Source organism: Streptomyces sp. NPDC023481 (assembly GCF_055560195.1).
The window spans coordinates 183,875-201,822 of record NZ_JBVHJE010000015.1 but is presented as its reverse complement, the minus strand read 5'-3'; the positions used below and the strand labels follow the sequence as shown (position 1 = coordinate 201,822).

General features: G+C 74.3%; 14 protein-coding genes and 2 pseudogenes. 7 read left to right on the top strand and 9 right to left on the bottom strand.

The features are described from left to right. Window positions 1–14: 14 nt before the first annotated feature. From ACZ3ZD_RS27245 to ACZ3ZD_RS27235, 3 genes are read right to left on the bottom strand one after another with little or no spacing between them, the layout of a single operon-like run. Window positions 15–1,712 carry an L-aspartate oxidase gene (locus tag ACZ3ZD_RS27245; protein ID WP_467402462.1) on the bottom strand — a complete coding sequence of 566 codons (1,698 nt, stop codon included), beginning with the start codon at window positions 1,710–1,712 and terminating at the stop codon, window positions 15–17. Next, entirely contained in the window at window positions 1,709–2,701 is a 993-nt protein-coding gene (panC, locus tag ACZ3ZD_RS27240) for a pantoate--beta-alanine ligase (RefSeq protein ID WP_467402460.1), read from the bottom strand. The genes ACZ3ZD_RS27245 and panC overlap by 4 nt, the downstream gene beginning before the upstream one ends. After that, window positions 2,698–3,780, bottom strand: a complete 1,083-nt coding sequence (locus ACZ3ZD_RS27235) for a Rossmann-like and DUF2520 domain-containing protein (protein WP_467402457.1) — start codon at window positions 3,778–3,780, stop codon at window positions 2,698–2,700. The genes panC and ACZ3ZD_RS27235 overlap by 4 nt, the downstream gene beginning before the upstream one ends. 233 nt (window positions 3,781–4,013) lie before the next feature. Here ACZ3ZD_RS27235 and ACZ3ZD_RS27230 point away from each other — a divergent pair, with 233 nt between their 5' ends. Continuing rightward, entirely contained in the window at window positions 4,014–5,234 is a 1,221-nt protein-coding gene (locus ACZ3ZD_RS27230) for a threonine aldolase family protein (RefSeq protein ID WP_467402455.1), read from the top strand. Between the two features lie 32 nt (window positions 5,235–5,266). On the opposite strand, the gene ACZ3ZD_RS27225 is transcribed toward ACZ3ZD_RS27230, so the two are convergent. Beyond that, complete coding sequence (locus tag ACZ3ZD_RS27225) at window positions 5,267–5,476, bottom strand: hypothetical protein (RefSeq protein WP_467402453.1); 210 nt, start codon at window positions 5,474–5,476, stop codon at window positions 5,267–5,269. 183 nt (window positions 5,477–5,659) lie between these two features. On the opposite strand from ACZ3ZD_RS27225, the gene ACZ3ZD_RS27220 reads away from it, so the two are divergent. Next, window positions 5,660–6,763, top strand: a complete 1,104-nt coding sequence (locus ACZ3ZD_RS27220) for a DUF5937 family protein (protein WP_467402449.1) — start codon at window positions 5,660–5,662, stop codon at window positions 6,761–6,763. Between the two features lie 53 nt (window positions 6,764–6,816). Here the strand turns inward: ACZ3ZD_RS27220 and ACZ3ZD_RS27215 are convergent, their stop codons facing one another. Together ACZ3ZD_RS27215 and ACZ3ZD_RS27210 are read right to left on the bottom strand one after the other, a co-directional pair. Continuing rightward, a complete protein-coding gene (locus tag ACZ3ZD_RS27215) occupies window positions 6,817–7,488 on the bottom strand; it encodes a response regulator (protein ID WP_467402446.1) in 672 nt (223 codons plus the stop codon). Window positions 7,489–7,562: 74 nt separating this feature from the next. Further along, the gene (locus ACZ3ZD_RS27210; protein ID WP_467402444.1) at window positions 7,563–8,768 is read right to left on the bottom strand and encodes a sensor histidine kinase; all 1,206 of its coding nucleotides are present in this window, start codon (window positions 8,766–8,768) and stop codon (window positions 7,563–7,565) included. A 118-nt stretch (window positions 8,769–8,886) separates the two neighbouring features. Between ACZ3ZD_RS27210 and ACZ3ZD_RS27205 the strand changes: the two are divergent. Both ACZ3ZD_RS27205 and ACZ3ZD_RS27200 read left to right on the top strand, forming a co-directional pair. Then, window positions 8,887–9,693, top strand: a pseudogene (locus tag ACZ3ZD_RS27205) (SAM-dependent methyltransferase); the annotation flags it as partial. Between the two features lie 435 nt (window positions 9,694–10,128). After that, window positions 10,129–10,362, top strand: a pseudogene (locus ACZ3ZD_RS27200) (SAM-dependent methyltransferase); the annotation flags it as partial. Window positions 10,363–10,384: 22 nt separating this feature from the next. Here ACZ3ZD_RS27200 and ACZ3ZD_RS27195 read toward each other — a convergent pair. Beyond that, window positions 10,385–11,536, bottom strand: coding sequence for an NADH-quinone oxidoreductase subunit D (locus ACZ3ZD_RS27195; protein WP_467402440.1), 1,152 nt, complete (start codon window positions 11,534–11,536; stop codon window positions 10,385–10,387). A gap of 31 nt (window positions 11,537–11,567) precedes the next feature. Between ACZ3ZD_RS27195 and ACZ3ZD_RS27190 the strand changes: the two genes are divergently transcribed. Beyond that, the gene (locus tag ACZ3ZD_RS27190) at window positions 11,568–12,071 is read left to right on the top strand and encodes a PH domain-containing protein (RefSeq protein ID WP_467402437.1); all 504 of its coding nucleotides are present in this window, start codon (window positions 11,568–11,570) and stop codon (window positions 12,069–12,071) included. Next, the gene (locus tag ACZ3ZD_RS27185; RefSeq protein WP_467402434.1) at window positions 12,068–13,417 is read left to right on the top strand and encodes a PH domain-containing protein; all 1,350 of its coding nucleotides are present in this window, start codon (window positions 12,068–12,070) and stop codon (window positions 13,415–13,417) included. Before ACZ3ZD_RS27190 ends, ACZ3ZD_RS27185 begins: the two co-directional genes overlap by 4 nt. 7 nt (window positions 13,418–13,424) lie before the next feature. Here the strand turns inward: ACZ3ZD_RS27185 and ACZ3ZD_RS27180 are convergent, their stop codons facing one another. After that, window positions 13,425–14,669 (bottom strand): hypothetical protein, encoded by a 1,245-nt coding sequence (locus ACZ3ZD_RS27180; RefSeq protein ID WP_467402431.1) that lies wholly within the window; start codon window positions 14,667–14,669, stop codon window positions 13,425–13,427. A 96-nt stretch (window positions 14,670–14,765) separates the two neighbouring features. Beyond that, window positions 14,766–15,893 carry an alpha/beta hydrolase gene (locus tag ACZ3ZD_RS27175; RefSeq protein ID WP_467402428.1) on the bottom strand — a complete coding sequence of 376 codons (1,128 nt, stop codon included), beginning with the start codon at window positions 15,891–15,893 and terminating at the stop codon, window positions 14,766–14,768. A gap of 225 nt (window positions 15,894–16,118) precedes the next feature. On the opposite strand from ACZ3ZD_RS27175, the gene ACZ3ZD_RS27170 reads away from it, so the two are divergent. Beyond that, window positions 16,119–17,933, top strand: a complete 1,815-nt coding sequence (locus ACZ3ZD_RS27170; RefSeq protein ID WP_467402425.1) for a phosphatidylglycerol lysyltransferase domain-containing protein — start codon at window positions 16,119–16,121, stop codon at window positions 17,931–17,933. Window positions 17,934–17,948: the final 15 nt, after the last annotated feature.

Here is a 17,948-nt window from a genome sequence, read left to right as displayed (position 1 = left end):
CTCCTGGGGCGCTGTTACCGGATAGGGGGGAAGTCTGCGGTGTCGGTGGTGCGTACGGCCAGCGACCGGTCCGCGTTGAGCCGTACGACGATGTGGCGCCGCCAGTCGGTGTCGTCGCGGTCGGCGTGGTCCTCGCGCCAGTGGCAGCCGCGGGTCTCCTCGCGCAGCCGGGCGGCGGTGACCAGGACGCGGGCCACGCACAGGAGGTTCGTCGCCTCCCAGGTGTCCACGCCGGGCTCGGCGGTCTTGCCGTTCTCCTCCAGCGCGTCCCGGGCCTCCGCGTGCAGCTTGTGCAGCTGGTCCGCGGCCCTGGCGAGGGAGTCCTCGGAGCGCAGCACGCCGGCGCCCTCGGTCATGATCCGCTGGATGGCGAACCGGGTCTCCGGGGCGAGCAGCGGGTGCGCGGGCCTGTCGGGCTCCGGGACCGGCGCGGGCACGCGCGCGCGGAGGTCGCTCGCGGCGTGGGCGGCGGCGATGTCGGCGGCGATCCGCTCGGCGTAGACGAGCCCCTCCAGGAGGGAGTTGGAGGCGAGCCGGTTGGCGCCGTGCACACCGGTGCACGCGACCTCGCCGCACGCGTACAGGCCGGGCACGGTGGTCCGGCCGTGGGCGTCGGTGCGGACGCCCCCTGAGGCGTAGTGGGCGGCCGGGGCGATCGGGACGGGCTCGGTGACCGGGTCGATGCCGTGGGCCCGGCAGGCGGCCAGGATGGTGGGGAAACGGTGCTCCCACATGGCGGCGCCGAAGTGCCGGGCGTCCAGGAACATGTGCTCGGCGTCGTGCTCCTGCATCCGCCGCGTGATGCCCTTGGCGACGATGTCCCGCGGTGCCAGCTCGGCCAGCTCGTGCTGCCCGACCATGAAGCGCACGCCGTCCGCATCGACCAGGTGGGCACCCTCGCCGCGCACCGCCTCCGAGACCAGCGGCTGCTGCCCTTCCGCGTCCGCGCCGAGGAACAGCACGGTCGGGTGGAACTGCACGAACTCCAGGTCGCTGACCTCCGCGCCCGCGCGCAGCGCCAGCGCCACGCCGTCGCCGGTCGACACGGACGGGTTGGTGGTCGCGGAGAACACCTGGCCCATGCCGCCGGTGGCGAGGACCACTGCGGGCGCGTGCACGGCGCCCACGCCGTCGTGCTGGCCCTCGCCCATCACGTGCAGGGTGACGCCGGCCGTCCGGCCCTCGGCGTCCGTCAGCAGGTCCAGCACCAGCGCGTTCTCGATGGTGCGCAGCCCACGCGCGCGGACGGCCTCGACGAGGGCCCGGGAGATCTCGGCGCCGGTGGCGTCGCCGCCGGCGTGCGCGATCCGGCGGCGGTGGTGGCCGCCCTCGCGGGTGAGTTCCAGTTCCCCTTCGGCGGACTCGTCGAAGTGCGCGCCGGTGTCGATGAGCCGCCGTACCGCGTCGGGGCCCTCCGTGACCAGGATCCGTACGGCCTCCTCGTCGCACAGGCCCGCGCCCGCCACCAGGGTGTCGGTCAGGTGCTCCTCGGGGGTGTCGCCCTCGCCGAGGGCGGCGGCGATGCCGCCCTGCGCCCAGCGCGTGGAGCCGTCGTCCAGGCGGGCCTTGGTGACGACGACCGTGGTCAGCCCGGCGGCCTCGCAGCGCAGGGCCGCCGTCAGGCCGGCCACTCCGGAGCCGACGACGACCACGTCCGCGGAGATGGCCCAGCCGGGTGCGGGCGCGTGCAGTCGTATGCCTGTGCTGGTCACGAGGCGGCTCCGAAGGTCAGGGGGATGTTGTCGATCAGCCGGGTCGAGCCGACCCGGGCGGCGACGGCGAGGACGGCCTCGCCGGTGAAGTCGTCGCCGATCTCCGTGAAGTCGGCGGGGTCGACCAGTGCGAGGTAGTCCAGGCTCAGCGGCGGTTCGAGGCGGGCGGCCTCGTCCAGGACCTGGCGGGCGGCGGCGCGGACGGCCGCGGGGCCGCCGGGCGCGGCGGTGGCCACAGCATGCGCGTCGGCCGCCGCGCGGGACTCGCCTATGGCGCTCAGCGCCTCGGCGCGCGCGTGCGTGGAGGGCACTTCCCGGGCCCGCGCGCGCAGCGCCTCCTGCGCCGCGTGCCGGTCCCGGCCGGCGAACAGCGCGCGGGACAGCGCGAGCGCGGTACGCCGCTCGTCCGGTCCGAGGTAGCGGTTGCGGCTGGACAGGGCGAGCCCGTCCTCCTCGCGCACCGTCGGTACGGCGACGATCTCGACGCCGAAGTTCAGGTCCCGCACCATGCGCCGGATCAGGGCCAGCTGCTGGGCGTCCTTCTGCCCGAACAGGGCGACATCGGGGCGGGTGAGGTGAAGCAGCTTGGCGACGACGGTGAGCATGCCGTCGAAGTGCCCGGGCCGCGAGGAGCCCTCCAAGCGCTCGCCCATGGGGCCCGCGGTGATGCGCACCTGGGGTTCGCCGCCCGGGTAGACCTCGTCCACGGAGGGCGCGAACACGGCGTCGGCGCCGGCCTGCTCGGCCAGCTTCAGGTCGGCGTCCAGGGTGCGCGGGTAGCGGTCGAGGTCCTCCCCGGCGCCGAACTGCAGCGGGTTCACGAAGACGGTGACGACGACCTCGCCGTCCGGGCCGGCGATCTCCCGCGCGGTGCGCACCAGGGTCGCGTGACCCTCGTGCAGGGCGCCCATGGTCATCACGACGGCACGGCGGCCGCTGCGCACGCGCGCGTGCAGTTCTCCGGCGGTGCTCAGCAGGGCGGTGGTCATCGGTCGCTCCCCTCGGGGCCGGGCGTGCCGTCGGTGCCGTCGTCTTCCGGGCCGTCGGCTCCCGGGTCCTCGTCTCCCGGGCCGTCGTCTCCCGGGCTGGCGGGGCCGCGGAGGCCGCCCGCGCGTGGGCGGCCGCCGGGGCCGGGGTGGCTGTCGGAGCCCGCGTGGCCCGCGTGGCCCGCGTCGGCGAGTACCCCGAGGAGGTCCTCGGCCAGTTCCGGCTTCAGCAGGCCGTGCGCGAGCGCGCGGTCCGCGGTCGCGCGGGCCATCGCCAGATAGCCGGCCACGGCCTGCGGGGCGTGCCGGCGCAGCTCGTCGACGTGCGCCGCGACCGTACCGGCGTCCCCGCGCGCGACCGGCCCGGTCAGGGCGGCGTCACCGGAGCGCAGGGCGTTGTCCAGGGCGGCGCCGAGCAGCGGGCCGAGCATCCGGTCCGGGGCCGTCACACCGGCCGTGCGCAGCAGCTCCATGGACTGGGCCACCAGGGTGACCAGGTGGTTGGCGCCGAGCGCGAGGGCCGCGTGGTACAGCGGGCGGTTCTGCTCGCTGATCCACTCCGGCTCGCCGCCCATCTCGATGACCAGGGCCTCGGCGGCCAGCCGCAGTTCCTCGGGCGCGGTGACGCCGAAGGAGCAGCCCGCGAGGCGCTGCACGTCCACCGGGGTGCCGGTGAACGTCATCGCCGGGTGCAGGGCGAGTGGGAGCGCGCCCGCGCGCAGGGCCGGATCGAGGACCTTCGCGCCGTACCGGCCGGAGGTGTGCACGAGCAGCTGTCCGGGCCGTACCGCGCCGGTCTCGGCGAGCCCCGCGACCAGGCCGGGCAGGGTGTCGTCGGGGACCGTGAGCAGCACCAGGTCGGCACGCTGGAGGACCTCGGCGGGCGGCACCAGCGGGACGTCCGGGAGCATCGCCTCGGCGCGCCTGCGGGAGGCGTCGGAAACGCCGGAGACGGCCACCGGGCGGTGTCCGGCGAGCTGGAGGGACGCGGCCAGCGCGGGGCCCACGCGGCCGGCGCCGACGACGCCGACGGTGAGCCGCGCGGGGCGGTCCTTGAGGTCTGGCTGGTGGACTGTACTCACGCGACGGCGGCCTTCCCGTTCCAGTCCGCTCTGGGTACCGGACGATTTCTCGTCATGTTAACGCTATCGGGTGCGGCGGCGGCCGGCTGTCCACAGGCTGTGGGTTTCGCCACGCGCGCTCCCGGCGCCCGCGCGCGTCCCGTGCCCGTCCCGGCAGCCCACGCCGAAAACTCCCCGCCCGCGCGCGGGAAACCCCCGTGCCCTCCGTGCACCGGCGCGGCATGATCCACGGCATGACCGACACGGCTGGGCAGGACGGCGGGCAGGGCACGGGGCGCGACACCGGGCGGGGCGCCGCGCAGGACGCGCAACAGCGGACGCGGGAGGGGTTGCGGGAGCGGCGCGCGACGGCCCGGCGACAGGCCCGGCGGGTCCTGTCCCACGCCGGCTGGGGAGGCTCGATCCGCGACCGTCTCACGCACCTGATGGACGCGGGGGCCGAGGTGTACGACCTGGACGAGCCGGCCGACGTCTACGGCAACCGGATCGTGGCGGCCCTGGAGGAGCGGATCGCCGCGCTGCTGGGCACGGAGGCCGCCGCGTTCTTCCCGACGGGCACCATGGCCCAGCAGGTGGCCCTGCGCTGCTGGGCGGCCCGCACCGGCGACACCGCGGTGGCCCTGCACCCCATGTCCCACCCCGAGGTGCACGAGCGGCACGCCTTCAGCCAGGTCAGCGGCCTGCGTCCGGTCCGGGTGGGCGACGGGCGCCGGCTGCCCACGGCGGCGGAGATACTCGACGTCGAGGAGCCCTTCGGGGCGCTGATTCTGGAACTGCCCCTCAGGGACGCCGGTTTCGTGCTGCCCACGTGGGAGGAGCTGACCGAGGTCGTCGAGGCGGCCCGGGAGCGTGACGCGGTGGTGCACTTCGACGGCGCGCGCCTGTGGGAGTGCACCGAGCACTTCGGGCGCCCCCTGCGGGACATCGCGGGCCTCGCCGACAGCGTCTACGTGTCGCTCTACAAGTCCGTCGGCGGCTTCGGGGGCGCCGCGCTCGCCGGTCCGAGGACGCTGGTGGAGGAGGCGAGGACCTGGCGGCACCGGTACGGCGGCATGGTCTTCCAGCAGTTCCCGACGGCCCTGTCCGCGCTGGTCGGCCTGGAGCGCGAGCTGCCCAGGCTGCCGGAGTACGTCCGGCACGCGCGCGTGGTGGCCGCCGCGCTGCGCGAGGGCTTCGCGGCGGCCGGGGTGCCCTGGGCCCGCGTCCACCCGGAGGTGCCGCACACCCACGAGTTCCAGGTCTGGCTGCCCTACGAGCCGGGTGTGCCGGCCGAGGCGGCCGTGCGGCAGGCCGAGGAGACGTCGGTGATGCTCTTCGGGGACGCCTGGGAGGAGGGCGGTCCCGGCCTCGCGGTCACGGAGGTCGTCGTCCGTTCCGCCGGCCTGGAGTGGACGGCCGACGATGTCCGCGCTGCCGTACGGGACTTCGTGGACCGCCTGCCGGACCCGGCGTGACCCGCGCGCGGGTCCCGGGTCCGGCTCCGGGGTCAGCCGAACGCGCGGAGGCGCAGGCGGCGGGCCAGCGCCCGCCGGAGCCGGCCGCGCGCCGGGCGTTCGGCGACGATCGCCCGCAAGCGCCGGTAGTCGCGCAACTCGCGGGCGAGACCGAGGTCGTGACGGCCCGGCGCGGGCGGTTCGGGCTCGCCGTGCAGACGGGCGCGGTAGCTGTCGAGGAGGTACTGCTGGGTGGCGTTCATGACGGTTCGCCTCTCGGGACGGTGAGTGATCACGTGCTGTCACCGACCGCTCGGTGACGGAGCGGGCTCCGCGGCTGCCCCGGTGTCCTCAGCCTGCCCTCGGCCTGCGTCGATGTCCCGTGGATTGACGGTTGCCGTCAATCCACGGGGTCACTGTCAGTGGGCGGGTGCACGATGGGGGGCATGAGCGTGACGATCGACATCACCGGGCTGTCCCCGGAGCGGGTCTGCGTCGTGCCCTCTCCGCTGGCGGAGCTGGGGATGGCGTTGCACGCGCTGAGCGAGCCCGGCCACCACCCCGAGCTGCGCGGCTGGGCGACCGGCGTCTCCTCCCGTCTCGACCCCTGCCTGGCCGACCGGCTGTGCGAGGCCGACTTCCTGTGGCGCACGACGTTCTCGGACGTCTTCGCCCCGTTCGCCGGCATCCCGGGCGGACGCGCGGTGCCCGGGGCCACGCTCCCGGAAGAGCTGGACCAGCTGGACATGCTGACGGACCAGCAGTTCGTCAACGCGGCCCTGGAGTTCACCTGCCAGCTGCGCTACGACGTCCGGGAGCCCGGCCCGCTCGACGATCCGGAAGTGCGTCGGCGCTCCCTGGAGCTGGCCGCCGCGCGCGGGGCCGTACAGGAGCGGTTCACGCGCCGCCTGCTGACGGACCCGCCGGCCGTCCGCGCCTGGTTCCGGCAGCTGATGCTCGACTGCGACGACGCCTTCTTCGCCGACACCTGGGCCCGCGTCCAGCCCCAACTGGCGGCGGACGCCCGGCACAAGACCGAACTGCTGCGCCGCAAGGGCCTCGGCGAGGCCCTCGCGTCCCTGTCCGGGGCGGTTTCGCTGGACGAGAGGGCCGGGCTCGTCACGGTCGACAAGCTGCTGGTGGGCAGCGCCGCCACCGGTGACGGCGGCCTGGTGCTGGTGCCGACCAGCCTGGGCTGGCCGCACGTGATGGTCCTGCACCGGTACGGCTGGCAGCCCGCCATCACCTACCCGGCGAGCGCACCGCGGCCGCAGGCCCCCTCCGTGGAGCAGCTCACGCGCCGGCTGGAGGCGCTGGCGCACCCGGTGCGGATGCGGCTGTGCCGGCACCTCGCGCGCGCCCCCCACACCACGAGCGAACTGGCCGACGCGCACGGCATGTCGGCGCCCGAGATATCCCGGCACCTGACGGTGCTGAAGAAGGCGGGCCTGGTCACCGACTGCCGGCGCGGCCGGTACGTCCAGCACCAGCTGGACCTGCCCTCGGTGGCCCGGCTGGGCAGCGACTTCATCGAGGGCGTCCTGCGCTGAGGCACACCGGACCGGGGGCCGCCCTCACACCCCCGGACCGGGGCCGTCGGCCGTCAGCCGTGGCCGCCGGCCCGCACCAGCCCCGTCTCGTAGGCCAGCACGACCACCTGCACCCGGTCGCGCAGGCCGAGCTTGGTCAGGATGCGGCCCACATGGGTCTTCACGGTCGCCTCGCTCAGCACCAGCCGGGCCGCGATCTCGCCGTTGGACAGGCCCTGCGCGACCAGCACCATGACCTCGCGCTCGCGCTCGGTGAGCCGTTCCAGCTCCTTGTGCCGGGGCTCCTTGCCGGCGGCCGGCAGCAGCGGCGCGAAGCGGTCCAGCAGGCGCCGGGTGGTGGAGGGCGCCACGACCGCGTCACCGCTGTGCACGGCGCGGATGGCGGCCAGCAGGTCGCCGGGCGGCACGTCCTTGAGCATGAAGCCGGAGGCGCCCGCCTTCAGCCCGGAGAAGGCGTACTCGTCCAGGTCGAACGTGGTCAGGATGAGCACCTTCGGCGGGTCCGGCTCCGAGCAGATCCGCCGGGTGGCCTCCACACCGTCCAGCTTCGGCATCCGCACGTCCATCAGGACGACGTCGACGGGGGTGGACCGCAGCACCTGGAGGGCCTCCACGCCGTCGCCCGCCTCCGCGACGACCTCCATGTCCGGCTGCGCGGCGAGCACCATCCGGAATCCGGTGCGCAGCAGCACCTGGTCGTCGACGAGCATCACGCGGATCGTCATCGGGCCTCTTTCGTCGTGCGGTGGTGTGGCGTCGGGGCGGTGTTACAGGTGTCAACAGGGGGCGTGCGGCTGCGTCAGTGCGCCGGTTTGAGCGGCAGCAGGGCGCTGATGCGGAATCCTCCGCCCGGGCGCGGGCCGGCGTCCAGGGTGCCACCGACCATGCCGACCCGCTCGCGCATGCCGATCAGGCCGTGGCCCTGCCCGTCGGCTCCGCCCTCCTCGTACAGCTCGTGCGGGGCGCCCGCGCCGTCGTCCTCGACCAGCAGGCCGAGACCGTCGTCGAAGTAGACCAGGCGTACGCTCGCGCCCGCGTGGGGCCCGCCGTGCTTGCGGGTGTTGGTGAGCGCCTCCTGCACGATCCGGTACGCGGTCAGCTCCACGCCGCTGGGCAGCGGGCGCGGGGTGCCCTCGACCTTGAAGTCGACCGGCAGGCCGGAGCTGCGGCACTGCTCGACGAGGTCGTCGATCTGCTCGACGTCGGGCTGCGGGACGTACTCCCCGCTCTCCTGGTGCTCACCGGTGCGCAGCACGCCCAGCAGGCGGCGCATCTCGGCCAGGGCCTGGCGGCCGGTGGAGGAGATCGTCTCCAGGGCCTTGCGCGCCTGGTCGGGCGCGGCGTCCATGACGTAGGCGGCGCCGTCGGCCTGCACCACCATCACCGACACGTTGTGCGCGACGACGTCGTGCAGCTCGCGCGCGATGCGGGCGCGCTCGGCGGCCACCGCGACCTTCGACTGCGCCTCGCGCTCCTTCTCCAGCCGGGCCGCGCGCTCCTCCAGCTGGGCGAAGTAGGCGCGCCGGGTCCGCATGGAGTCGCCGAGCACCCAGGCGAGGGCGAAGGGCACCGTCTGGAAGACGGCGATGGCGATCTGCCCGAGGAAGCCGGAGTGCTCGGCCGGCCAGCGGATCTGCGCCACGGCCGCCGCGCAGAGGCTGACGGCGAGGGCGAGCCGGGAGGCCCAGCGCGCGCCGACCGCCGCGACCGTGTAGGTGATCACCAGCATGGCGAAGTCGGCCACGGTCGTCTCGATATCCAGGACCAGCTGGGCCAGTCCGACCACGACGGCGACGAGCAGCATCGGCTCCGGGAAGCGGCGGCGCAGCGCCACGACGGCACCCAGGACGGCGGACACGGCCATCCCCTCGGCGATGGTTCCGTGGTGGCCGGGCACCCCGTCGAGATTGACCACACTCACCGCGGACACCGCGAGCAGGGCGACGGCCCAGAAGCTGTCGACCCAGGTCGGGTGGCGGCGGAGGAAGTCATAGAGGCGCTGCACGTAACCCAGCGTAGGGAAACCAGATGCGTGCAGGGGTCAACCGGAGGGCCGATCCGCGCCCGGCGCGCGTACTCCGCAAGGTGGATGTCGTGATCATCTGTGTGCCTAGTCTGGTGGGGTGACGGACGAGACGACGGAGGCGGGCTCGCGCGCGCGTCCCGGCCCGCGCGGCTGGCGTGCCGCGGCCGAGACGGCCCTGTACGGCCCCGGCGGCTTCTACCGGCGCCCGGAGGGGCCGGCCGGTCACTTCCGTACGTCCGTGCACGCCTCGGCCCTGTTCGCGGGGGCGGTGGCGGGGCTGCTGTGCCGGGTCGACGCGGCGCTCGGCCGGCCCGCCGTGGTCGACTTCGTGGACATGGGCGCCGGGCGGGGTGAGCTGGCGAGCGGGGTACTGGCCGCGCTGCCGGCCGATGTGGCGGCACGCGCGCGCGTGTACGCAGTGGAGGTCGCCGACCGCCCGGCCTGCCTGGACGAGCGGATCACCTGGCTGCACGAGCTGCCGGACGCGGTCACCGGGCTGCTGTTCGCCAACGAGTGGCTGGACAACGTGCCCGTGGACGTCGTGGAGGTGGACTCCGCGGGCGTGCCCCGGCTGGTCCTCGTGGCGCGGGACGGCTCCGAGCGGCTCGGGGAGCCCGTGGCGGGCGCGGCGGCCGACTGGCTCGCGCGCTGGTGGCCGCTGCGGGCCGAGGAGGGCCTCCGGGCGGAGATCGGGCTGCCCCGGGACCGGGCCTGGGCGGCGGCCGTGGACCGGGTGGTGCGGGGTCTGGCGGTGGCCGTGGACTACGCCCACACCCTGGACACGCGCCCCCCGTTCGGCACGCTCACCGGCTTCCGGGCGGGCCGCGAAACGGCGCCGGTGCCGGACGGCTCGTGCGACATCACGGCCCACGTCGCCCTGGACGCGTGCGCTGCGGCACCCGGTGCGTACACGCCCCCCACCACGGCGCCCGGCCTGACACCCACGCCCCCCGCTACGGCTCCCACGCCCTCCGACACAGTGCGCGGCCCCGCCGATACGCCCACCAGCGCGCCCCTCACCCCGGCGCGTATTCCGCCTCGCACGCCCCCTGGCGCAGCGCAAGCGCCCCCAAGCCCGGCACGCCAGACCAGCGAGACAGCCTGCGAGCCCGTCGATTCGCGCACCGACACGCCTCCCACCCCGGCGCACTCCTCGCCCCACACGCCCCCTGACACGGCACAAGCGCCCCCGAACACGGCGCACAGGCCCAGCGGCACAGCGCGCGAGCCCATCGGTACGACCGCCGACGCGCCCCTCACCCCCGCGCACATCACCCCTCGCACGCCCCCCGGCTCGGCGCAGCCGCCCCCGAGCGCGGCGCACGGGCCCAGCGGGGCAGCGCGCGAGCTTCCCCCCGCGCGCCTGCTCACGCAACGCGCTGCTCTGCGCGCTCTGCATCTCACCGGCGCACGCCCCCCGCTGGCGCTCGCCTCCACGGACCCCGCCGGCTATGTGCGCGCGCTGGCGGGCGCGGGTGAGGCCGCCGAGCTGACGGCCCCGGGCGGGCTCGGCGACTTCGGCTGGCTGGTCCAGCCGGTCGGCATCCCGGACCCCCTGGAGCCGGACCGGTGAAAACGGACCCCCGCCGGCCCGCCTACTTGTCGATGTCGCCGACCACGAAGAACAGCGACCCCAGGATCGCCACCATGTCCGCCACCAGCGTCCCCGGCAGCAGCTCGGTCAGTGCCTGGATGTTGTTGTACGAGGCCGAGCGCAGCTTCAGCCGGTACGGGGTCTTCTCGCCCTTGCTGACCAGGTAGTAGCCGTTGATCCCGAGCGGGTTCTCGGTCCACGCGTAGGTGTGCCCCTCGGGCGCCTTCAGCACCTTCGGCAGCCGCTGGTTGATCGGCCCGGGCGGCAGCTCGGCGAGCCGGTCCAGACAGGCGTCGGCGAGGGCCAGCGCGTTGTGGGTCTGCGCCAGCAGCACCTCGAAGCGGGCGAGGCAGTCGCCCTCGCTCCGGGTCACCACCTCCAGGGTGTCCTGGAGCTCGCCGTAGGCCAGGTACGGCTCGTCGCGGCGCAGGTCGAAGTCGACACCCGAGCCACGCGCGATGGGCCCGCTCACCCCGTAGGCGTGCACCGTCTCGGGCGCGAGCCTGCCCACGCCCCGCGTGCGCCCCCGGAAGATCTCGTTGCCGAGTACCAGATCGTCGAAGACGTCCATGCGGGAGCGCACGTCGGCGACGGCAGCACGCGCGCGTGCGGTCCACCCGGCCGGCAGGTCCTCCTTGAGGCCGCCGACACGGTTGAACATGTAGTGCATCCGCCCGCCGGAGACCTCCTCCATGACGTTCTGGAGTACCTCGCGCTCCCGGAACGCGTAGAACACCGGCGTGATCCCGCCCAGCTCCAGCGGATACGAGCCGAGGAACATCAGGTGGTTCAGCACCCGGTTCAGCTCGGCGAGCAGGGTGCGCGTCCACACCGCGCGCTCGGGCACCTCCATGCCGAGCATCCGCTCCACGGCGAGGACCACGCCCAGCTCGTTCGAGAACGCCGACAGCCAGTCGTGGCGGTTGGCGAGCACGATGATCTGCCGGTAGTCGCGCGCCTCGAAGAGCTTCTCGGCGCCGCGGTGCATGTAGCCGATGACCGGCTCCGCGCGCACGATGCGCTCCCCGTCCAGCACGAGGCGGAGCCGCAGCACACCGTGCGTGGACGGGTGCTGGGGCCCGATGTTGAGCACCATGTCGGTGCTCTCCGCCGCGCCGCCGATGCCGACCGTGGTCTCCGTCGTAGGAGTCATGGCCCCAGTTTCCCCTACGTACGCTTGCCTCATGGAAACGGGGAGTCCCGACGGGACCGGAACGCCGGCGGACCAGCCGGTGTGGCGCGGGCTGCGGCCCGGGCTGCTGAGGGTGCGCCGGCTGCTGCTGGCGGTGTGGACGGGGGTGCTCGCGGTCGCCGCGGGACTGCTGCCCGGGCTCCTCGCGGGGCCCGCGTGGGCGGCCTGCGCGCTGCTGCCGCTCGCGTGCGCCGCCTGGTGCTGGCGGCTGCTGGGCCGCAACTGGCGCTCCTGGCGGTACGCCGAGCGCGCCGACGACCTGCTGATCAGCCGCGGTGTGCTGTGGCGTGAGGAGACGGTGGTGCCGTACGGGCGGATGCAACTCGTGGAGGTGACCTCCGGGCCCGTGGAACGGCGCTTCGGGCTGGCCACCGTACAGCTGCACACGGCGGCCGCCGCGACCGACGCGACCATCCCCGGCCTGGACCCGGCCGAGGCGGAGCGGTTGCGCGACCGGCTGACCGCGCTGGGCGAGGCACGATCGGCGGGCCTGTGACCTCCCCGGGCCCCGCCGACGCCATACCGGAGAAGCCACCCGTCACCGAGCGCCGACTGCACCCGGTGACGCCCTTCCGCCGCGCCTGGGCGCCGCTCGCCGTGCTGACCGGGTGGGCGGTGCACGACCCGAACGGCGCCCAGGAGCAGCTCGCGCGGCTGACCGACACCATGCTGGTGCTGGGCCTGGCGGTGCTGGTGCCGGCGGCCGGTCTCTACGGCTTCCTGTCCTGGTGGTTCACGCACTACGCCGTCACCGACACCGAGCTGCGCATACGGACCGGGCTGCTGTTCCGGCGCACCGCGCACATCCGGCTGGAGCGCATCCAGGCCGTGGACGTCTCCCGTCCGCTCCTCGCGCGCGTGGCGGGCGTCGCCAAGCTGCGGATCGACGTCGTCGGCGCCGACGACAAGGACGAGCTGGCCTTCCTGGGCGAGCGCGAGGCCGGTGCCCTGCGCGCGGAGCTGCTGGCGCGAGCGGCCGGTTTCGCGCCCGAGACGGCGCAGGAGGTCGGGGAGGCGCCGGCGCAGGTGCTGCTGCACGTGCCCCCGCGCGAGATGGCGCGCTCCCTGCTGCTGACGGGCGCCACCTGGGGTTCGCTGGTCGCCGCCCTCGTCGTACCGACCGTGCTGTGGCTCGTCACCGGAAACCTGTGGACTGTGCTCGCCACCGCCCTGCCGCTGTTCGGCGCGGCCGGCGCGCGCGGTGTGGGCCGGTTCGCCACCGAGTTCGACTGGACGGTGAGCGAGTCCCCGGACGGGCTGCGCATCGACCACGGACTGCTCGACCGTGCGCACGAGACGGTGCCGCCCGGCCGGGTGCAGACCGTACGGATCGTGGAGCCGCTGCTGTGGCGGCGGTGGGGCCGGGTGCGGGTGGAGCTGGACGTGGCCGGCTCCGAGAACTCGGTGCTGATCCCGGTCGCCCCGCGCGCGGTCGCCGAATCGGTCATCGCGCGCGTGCTGCCCGGCGTGACGGTGCCCCCGGAGCTGTCGCGGGTGCCGCGGCGGGCCCGGTGGTGCGTGCCGGTGTGGTGGCGCGGGCACCGGTTCGCGGTCACCGGCGCGGTGTTCGCCGCCCGGAGCGGTCTGCTGCGCCGCCGGCTCTCCCTCGTCCCGCACGCCAAGGTGCAGAGCGTACGGCTCACCCAGGGGCCCTGGAGGCGCCGTTGGGGGCTCGCGGACGTCCACGTGGACACGGGGGCCGACAAGACCGTGACGGCCCGGCTGCGCGACGCACAGGAGGCCGGGCGCCTCCTCCACGAGCAGGCGGACCGCTCCCGCACGGGCCGCCGCACCGCCCGCCCCGACCGCTGGATGACCGGCGGCCCCGGCGGGAGCGGCTGACGGAGCCTCAGGAAGCCGCGCTGCGCAGCCGCTGTACGTCGATCTGCTCGGTCTCGTCGTGCGCCGTCAGGTCGATGATCCGACCGGCCTCCAGGGTCCGCTCGTCGGCGGCCTTGAAGCCGGCCTCGGCCTCGGCCTTGTGCACGGCGAGCGCCTCCGGCCCGACGACGTCGGCCAGGTCCTCGTTGTGCACGGAGTCCAGCGCGGCCTTCGGCGCGTCCTTCCCGGTGCCGAAGAAGTCGAACCCGCCCTCGACCACCGGCCGCCGCGCGGGCGCCGCCGGCACGACGGCCACCGCGGTCGGCACCGTGAAGTGGCCGGCGGGCTTGGCGGTGGCGGCCGGGGCCGCCGGAGAGGCACCCGCGCCGGCCGCCGCCTCCACGTCGCCCACGTCGCCCCTGGCGTCCGTGGCGTCCGTCACGGCCTCCGGGGAGTCTTCTCCTTTGGCGACGGGCCCGGCATCGGACTCGCGGTCCGCGGAAGCCTCCAGCGCCCCGGCGTCCGGGGCATCGGCGTCCGCACGCGCATCCGCGTGTGCGCCGGCCTCCGCCTCGTCCCCCTCGGCCGCTCCGTCGGACTCGGGCTCGGGCTCGGGCTCGTCCGAAGCCTTCCGGCCGAACCGGGCCAGGGCCGTCAACGCCCGCCGGTAGAGCTCCGCGCCCTCGGGCGAGAACACCGCCTGCGCCGTCGTCCCGCCCCCGGAGAGCCCGGAGACCCCGGAGCTCTCGGAGCCGGCCGACTGAGGCTCGGCGCTCCGCGCGGGCGGCAGCGCGGGCGGTGACGAGGGCTCGGGCTCCCCCGCCTCCAGCTCCAGCAGCCGCCGTCCCTCCAGGGCGCTGGCGCGCTCGGTCTCCGCCGTGGCGTACCGGCGCAGCAGGGCCGCGTGCTCGTTGCGCAGGCCGGCCAGCTCGGCCCGCTTGGCGCGCAGCCGCTGCTCCAGCTTGGCGCGCAGTTCGCGGGACTCCTCCAGGTCGGTCTCCAGTTCGGCGACCCGTTCCTCGTACCGCCACTCGTCGCCCGCACGCGCGCGCGTGAGTTCGGCGACCTGCCTGCCCGCCTGCGCGTCCCAGCGGCGCATCACGACCGCGCCGACGACCGCCGTCGCGGCGGCCGCGGCGGCCAGTGCGCGCACCACGGCGGCCTCGGAGAACACCCAGGGACCCAGCGCGCAGACGACGGAGACGCCGGCGATCGCCGACGGGGGCAACAGCCGGTGCAGAGGCGGGGAATGACGGTGGCGTCCACGTGGCATGGCCAGAAACTTACCGCGCGTAAGCGAAGTATGGGCCCCCGCCCCGTAAAAACCCGGCCGCGTATGGCCTTCACAACGGGTCGGGGGCCCGTCCGCTCAGCGGTCGGTGAGCCGTCCGCTGAGCCACTGGAGGGCCGGTGGGATCTCGCGCCGCCAGGTGTTGAAGTTGTGGCCGCCGCTGTCGAGGATGATCGAGGAGATCCGGGTCAGGTTCGTGGCCTGCACCTGCTGTATGAACTTCGTCGTGGCCGTGTAGTTGTGCTCGCCGACCTTGCTGCTGGTGACGAGCAGCGAGGTGTCCGGCGCCTCCTCGTGCCGGAGCAGCCAGAACAGGTCGGCACGGTTCTGCAGCTTCTTGTCGCCGTGGAAGAGGTCACCGGTCGTGGGGTCGATCGGCGCCTTGTAGTACGGCGAGAGGCCCGCACCGGCCGCGTAGACGTACGGGTGGTGCATGGCGAGCTTGAGGGCGCAGTAGCCGCCGGTGGAGTCGCCGATGAGGCCCCAGTTGCCCGGCCGCCTGCCGGCCCGGTAGTGGCTGAGGACGGCGTCCGGCAAGTCCTTCGCAAAAAACGTTTCCGCCTGTGGACCGCCCGGCACGTTCACGCATTCCGTGTCCCGCGGCGGCGCCACGGTCGGCCGCATCATCACCAGGATCATCGGCTGCATCCGCCCGTCCTTGGTGAGCCGCTGCGAGGTGCTCGGGTAGTTCAGCTTGTCCACCAGGGACCGCGCGGTGCCCGGGTAGCCGGTCAGCACGACCGCCGTCGGGAACGTACGCGTGCGGTACTGCGGCTGGAAGTACTCCGGCGGCAGGTACACGTACGCGGGCGTGGCGATGTGGGTCGTACGGCCGATGATGTCGACCTTCTGCACCTGTCCGCCTATCTCCGGGCGCGAGCCACGCACGCCCGGCACGTCGGAGGTGGAGACCACCTGGAGCGGGCCGCCGGAGCTGCCGTGGGCCGAGTGGTCGATGACCACGCCCTGCTCGGTCTCCTTGCCGAACAGGTCGGCCCAGCTGGCGTAGAAGCCGAACGCCTGGTTGGCGGCGAGCCCCACCGAGGCGAAGAGCGCCAGCTGGGTACCGAGCAGCAGGCCGACCCGCCCGCCGACGGCACGCCAGTTCTGCCGCGCCAGCCGCGGCCACAGCCACACCGTGCCGACGAACAGCACGACGGCGATCAGACTCGCCAGCACCAGCACTTTGTTGCTCGTGAGACCCATGGCTGTTTCCTGCCTGCGCTTTCCGCCCGTTCCCGGCCACACGTCGTCGCGTGGACTTGCCCGGGGCTTTCCTTGGCCTTTGACCCGACTTTCCGGTGGAGAGTGAACCTCTCTCCCCGAGACACCGTCCTAGAGGGCGCAATGTCGCCGGATGCCCGACCGGGCCCGGGTCCAAGGTCTCTCGCAGAACTACGGGATGCGATGTCTGTCAGGATAGATGGGGAAATGTCGGGCGGGGTTCCGGGCCGATCAAGCCGGGCGCGGCGCATACTGCGCGGCCCGCGCCCCGAGGCCGTCCCCGCTCTGGTCGGCCGGGCCGCCGCGCTCGTGGGCGTCCTGGACATCGCGGCGGGCGTCTTCCCCCGCTTCCGGCACAGCCGTATGCACGCTATCGCGGAAGTGCTGCCGGGTTCCTTCGGCCCCTTCGCCGCGGCGCTCTCGCTCAGCTCGGGCGTACTGCTGCTGCTGCTCGCGCACGGCCTCAAGCGGCGCAAGCGGCGGGCCTGGCGGGCCGCGGTCGCGCTGCTCCCGGCGGGTGCCGTGGCGCAGTTCGCGTACCGGCACTCGCTCGTCGGCGTGCTCATCGCGGTCGCGCTGCTGGTGCCGCTGTTGCGCCACCGGCAGCAGTTCGAGGCGCTGCCGGACCCGCGCAGCAGGTGGCGCGCGCTCACCAACTTCGTGCTCATGAGCGCCGGTTCCGTCGCCCTCGGCCTGGTCATCGTCAGCGTCCACCCGGACCGGACGATCGGCGACCCGAGCCTGGCCGACCGGCTGACGCACGTCATCTACGGCCTCTTCGGCTTCGAGGGCCCGGTCGACTACCAGGGCAGCACCTCCTGGACGGTCGCGTTCTCCCTCGGCGCGCTCGGCTGGATCACCGCGGCCACCACCATCTACCTGGCCTTCCGCCCGGAGCACCCGGCCGCGCGCCTCACCGAGGAGGACGAGTCCCGGCTGCGCGCGCTGCTGGACAAGCACGGCCGGCGCGACTCGCTCGGCCACTTCGCGCTGCGCCGCGACAAAGCGGTCGTGTTCTCGCCGAGCGGCAAGGCCGCGGTCACCTACCGGGTCGTCTCCGGTGTGATGCTCGCCAGCGGCGACCCCATCGGGGACGTCGAGGCCTGGCCGGGTGCCATCGAGCGCTTCATGGACGAGGCCAAGGCCCACTCCTGGACGCCCGCGGTGATGGGCTGCTCGGAGACGGGCGGCGAGGTGTGGACCCGCGAGACCGGCCTGGACGCCCTGGAACTGGGTGACGAGGCGGTGGTGGACGTGGCGGATTTCTCGCTCGCCGGACGCGCGATGCGCAACGTGCGCCAGATGGTCAAGCGCATCGAGCGGGCCGGCTACGAAACCCGGGTCCGGCGCATCCGTGACCTCGGCGAGGCCGAGCTGGAGCGGATCCGCCTGGCGGCCGAGGACTGGCGCGGCACGGACACCGAGCGCGGCTTCTCCATGGCACTCGGCCGCATCGGTGACCCCACCGACGGCGACTGCCTGATCGCCACCGCCCACAAGCAGGACGAGGAGCCGGGCGAGTTCGGCGACCTGAAGGCGATCCTCCACTTCGTGCCCTGGGGCACGGACGGCGCCTCGCTCGACCTGATGCGCCGTGACCGCAGCGCCGACCCCGGCATGAACGAACTGCTCATCGTCGCCGCCCTGCAGGCCGCCCCGAAGTTCGGCATCACCCGGGTCTCGCTGAACTTCGCGATGTTCCGCTCGGCCCTCGCGCGCGGGGAGAAGATCGGCGCCGGTCCGGTGCTGCGCGCCTGGCGCGGGCTGCTGGTGTTCCTCTCGCGCTGGTTCCAGATCGAGTCGCTGTACAAGTTCAACGCCAAGTTCCAGCCCCGCTGGGAGCCGCGGTTCGTGGTCTACCGGGCCTCCGCCGACCTGCCCCGCATCGGCTTCGCCGCCATGCAGGCGGAGGGCTTCGTCAACGTCGCGCTGCCGATGCCGCGCTTCCTGCGCCGGCGCAGGGCCGCCGCCGGGCGCCCGTGCGCGCACGCCGTGACCGAACGGGACGTCCGAGCGGCCTGAGCCGCGGACACGCCG